Here is a 4,067-nt window from a genome sequence, read left to right as displayed (position 1 = left end):
CCTGAAATCAAACCTCCTGCTCCAACTGTTGGACCTGCCGTTGAAAAAGTATACGTGTTTGAAGCGCTATAATTAGAAATCGTTGAACTTCCTGCTGCAGAACATGTTGCTGGTGTTGTTGTGATTGTTGGAACTGCAATATTACTTACTACAACAGTATTAGACATTGCAATCGTATTTGAACAACCGGGTAAAGTAATTGTATATTGAACTCCATCTACCCATGTAGAACCATTTACTCTTGTAATAACAATTGTGTTTGTTGCAACAGTTGTTGTAACAGTAATTTGTTGTAAAACATCATTAGGCCCAGCGCTAAAAGCCCCAATATTTACAGTTCCGTCAGAAACATTAACACTCCCTTGATTATTATTCCTAGAGATACTAATTGTGATTATTGTACCCGCGGGAACTAAATGCTGTAAGGTAATTGTTTGGGTATTATTTGCACTATCAATTGTAGCGCTATTTGTTGTAGTTGGAATAGTACCAACTGCAGAGATTGCCCCAACTGCATTTACAGGATTTAAACCTCCCGAAACAGATAATCCATTACCTGTTACCGGTGTGCCAGCCGCAGCAATATTAATAGCATTTAATACTGTATTAGCTGTTATAGTTGGAACAGTCACGGTATTGGTACCAGAGCCATTTAAAGTAATGGTTTGAGATGCACCTGAATTTATGTTATAAGTGATAATTGCATTTGGAGATCCATTAAGAGTATAAACTGCATTATTACCAGAACAAACTGGAGAAACCGATGTAATACTTGTCAAAACTGGCGCATTATTTACAGTTATAACTCCTATTGCTGTAGCAGGAACACATCCTCCTCCTGTAGTTGTAACAGTGTAATTATATGGTCCCGATAAAGTTGGTGTTCCACTAATGGTAAATACTCCAGCAGAATATGAACCGAAAACGCCAGCAGGTAAACCTGATACTGTTGCTCCAGTTGCACCACCAGCAACAGCATAAGTAATATTTGTAATAGCTGAATTGGCGCAAACTGATTGGTTAGTTGTTGCCGCAGCGGATGTTAATGTAAGAGTCGGTCCTGGTGTAACAGTAACTAATACTGTATCTGTTACAATACAACCACCAGCTCCATAAGCTGTTAAAGTGTAAGTTGTGGTAGCAGTCGGACAAACAGAAGGTGTAAGTGTATTAGCACCCGTCATAGCAGTTGTTGGGGACCATACAAATGGTGGATAAGTATTATTAAAAGTTATTGTCCATCCAGTAATAGAACCTGAAGCAAAAGAAGCATCATCTTGAACAAAAAGTTCCCATGTACCATTAGCAGTACAACCATTTAATGCTGTAAAAGCTTGTTCAGGTGCATAAGTTCCAGTAAAAGGAGCAGTATTATTTCCTGCTGAACCAATTACATTAACCGCTGAAGGTGTAAAACATGTTGAAGTATAGTTAGAACTTGAACCTCCATTATCAGTAGACAATTCAAGTAAAGTACCATCTGGACATCTTAAAAATATATCTAAATCAGAATCCCAAGTATGCGATAAATTAATACAAACTGAAGCAATAGAACCAGCTCCAATAGTTGCAGGAAGAACACCAGTAACATTGATAGGTGAGTTTACGCCCGTAGTACTACCATCAGGAATTGCATATGATGTTGAATTTGATAAAGCCAATGATCCTGTATAACCGGTAGCATTAGTAGCTCCAGATAAACTAACACAAGCTCCAGAACATGTTGAAGTATCTGAACCAGCATTTATAGTTGGTATTGGACTAACTGTAACTGGAATAGTGATTTGATTTTGACATCCACCTGGAACTGTTGTCACTAATAAAGTGACATTAAATGTACCTGTAGTTGCATAGGTATGAGAAGGGTTTTCTAAATTTGAAGTAAATCCATCTCCGAAATTCCAACTATAAGTATTACTACCGTTTGTAGTATTCGTGAAATTAGTTGCTTGACCTAAACAAGCTGGAGTTGCTGTAAAAGTTGGATTAGGACTAGTAAAAGTTGCTGTAGTACCCGTAAAATCCAATACAAATCCAAAATTTGAAGAAGGCGTATATCTATCAACTAAGATAGCATAGGTTTGACCAGCCGTTACTGTAATTGTATTTTCGCATCCTGAACCAACACCGCATAATCCTGTAGCACCTGTTGTTCCATCCCAATTACAAGCTAATTCAATACCTGGACAACCAGTCGTAACATTATAAATAGCAAAATCATAATCTACAGATCCGTTAGGTGTAATTGTAAAATCTAATGTTCCTGTAGTTGCGGCTGTAAAATTATACCACCACGCAGCTCTTTCACCCGGCGTACCAAAACATGATGGCATTGTTTGAGTTACACCAACCCCACCTGTCCCGTTAGGAATGGAAATATTATTTTTATTACATAAAAATTGTGCTGTTTCACAGTCTTGAACTGGACTAAGCGGTCCAACTGGTAAAGATTCTTGAGCACAAATACCGAATGTTCCTGTAGAAGTTCCATTTCCATCTACCATCACATAGTACGTGTTTCCAACAGTTAATCCATGTAATATGACGTTTGTATGAAGTAAACCTCCTGCTGTATTAACGTCTTCCTGACAAGCTAATTGCGTTAAAGAACCACATGTTCCACTATACACCCCAATTTGGGTATTAGCTAATGTTCCTACAAAATTAGTTGACAATTCTATATCAGCGACAGTTGCAACAAAAGAAAACCAAACAGTATGACTTCTAGTTGCAGGTGCCCAACAAGCTGGAGTAGGATCTGTTCCTACTGATGTTGCGGCAACGTTTGTATATAAAATTGAGCTACAAGTACCATTCGTAACTGCTAATGAAATTGGACTCGAACAAGCATCATTAGATGGTTGCGCATAAATATTTTGCACATTTCCAAATACCAATAATACTAATATAATTAAGTAATTTTTAAATCCCAGGAGAATTCAATAACTTAATGCAACAAATGATAATTTTTATCTTTGTTGAATTATGGAAAAAAAGCACAAACGACTTACACTAAATGAACGCATTATTATTGAGACTTTACTCTATGAAAATAAGTCTAAAAGTTATATTGCAAAGCATCTAAATAGAAATCGTTCTACTATTACTCGAGAAATAAATAGTTGGATGCACAAACCAACCGATAAATACAATGCAACTTTAGCAGATTTCTTTGCAAAAGAAGAGTATTTAAACAAAAGAAATCTTGATAAAATAAATACTCATAAAAAACTTAAACTATTTGTTTACAGAGGCTTATTATGTGGTTTTTCGCCAGAACAAATTGCTGGAAGAATTAAAATTGATTATCCTAACAATAGTATTATGACAATCTCTCATGAAGCAATTTATCAGCATATTTATAAACATAGACAGTCAAGATTAGGCAAAAAACTCATACAACTTCTACCCTATCATCATTCCAAAAGAAGATACAATAGAAAAGGTGGAAAAAACAAAATACGAATCAAAGACCAAGTAAATATTAGCCAAAGACCCAACAGTGTTGAGTTACGAAACGAAGTTGGACATTGGGAAGGAGATCTAATGATTGGTGTAGGACAAAAAAGTGCCATCGGAACAATTGTAGAAAGAAAAACAAGATATGTTTTCATTATTAAATTAGAAAATAGAAAATCCGAAACCGTGACACAACAATTTGCAAAACACTTGAAAACACTACCCAAATACACTGTAAAATCAATGACTTACGACAACGGAATGGAAATGGCAAATCACAAATGGCTATCAAATAACACTGGAATGGATATATATTTTGCTAATCCTTATTCTTCCTGGGAACGTGGAACTAACGAAAACACGAACGGTTTAATTAGGCGTTTTTTCCCTAAAGGAACTGATTTTAACACCATAACAAACAAACAACTAAAACATGCTGAATTAACTCTAAACAATAGACCTAGAAAGGTTTTAGGGTACAAAACACCTCAAGAAAAAATGAATCAAGAAATCACTAACTATATAGCATAAATCAAGCCTATTTCGGAAATAACTTTTGGTCAATTAAAAAGACCAAAAAAGTTATTCTGAAATTAGACAAAATGAAA

At 35.6% G+C, this 4,067-nt stretch carries 2 protein-coding genes; one reads left to right on the top strand and one right to left on the bottom strand.

Annotated elements, in window-relative coordinates; translation table 11 throughout:
* Positions 1-2,882 (bottom strand): beta strand repeat-containing protein (locus UEQ13_RS00095; protein ID WP_329804342.1); only part of this gene is annotated, 2,882 nt, incomplete at its 3' end.
* 103 nt (positions 2,883-2,985) lie between these two features.
* On the opposite strand from UEQ13_RS00095, the gene UEQ13_RS00090 reads away from it, so the two are divergent.
* Positions 2,986-3,990 (top strand): IS30 family transposase, encoded by a 1,005-nt coding sequence (locus UEQ13_RS00090; protein WP_329804339.1) that lies wholly within the window; start codon positions 2,986-2,988, stop codon positions 3,988-3,990.
* The last annotated feature ends 77 nt before the right edge of the window (positions 3,991-4,067 follow it).

Origin of the sequence: Flavobacterium facile (assembly GCF_036321945.1) — a bacterium.
Classification (GTDB): domain Bacteria; phylum Bacteroidota; class Bacteroidia; order Flavobacteriales; family Flavobacteriaceae; genus Flavobacterium; species Flavobacterium facile.
This window is presented reverse-complemented; position numbering and strand designations above follow the sequence as displayed.

Excerpts from the sequence above, each read along its gene's own strand:
- UEQ13_RS00090 (WP_329804339.1), top strand. The coding sequence starts at position 2,986 with ATGGAAAAAAAGCACAAACGACTTACACTAAATGAACGCATTATTATT.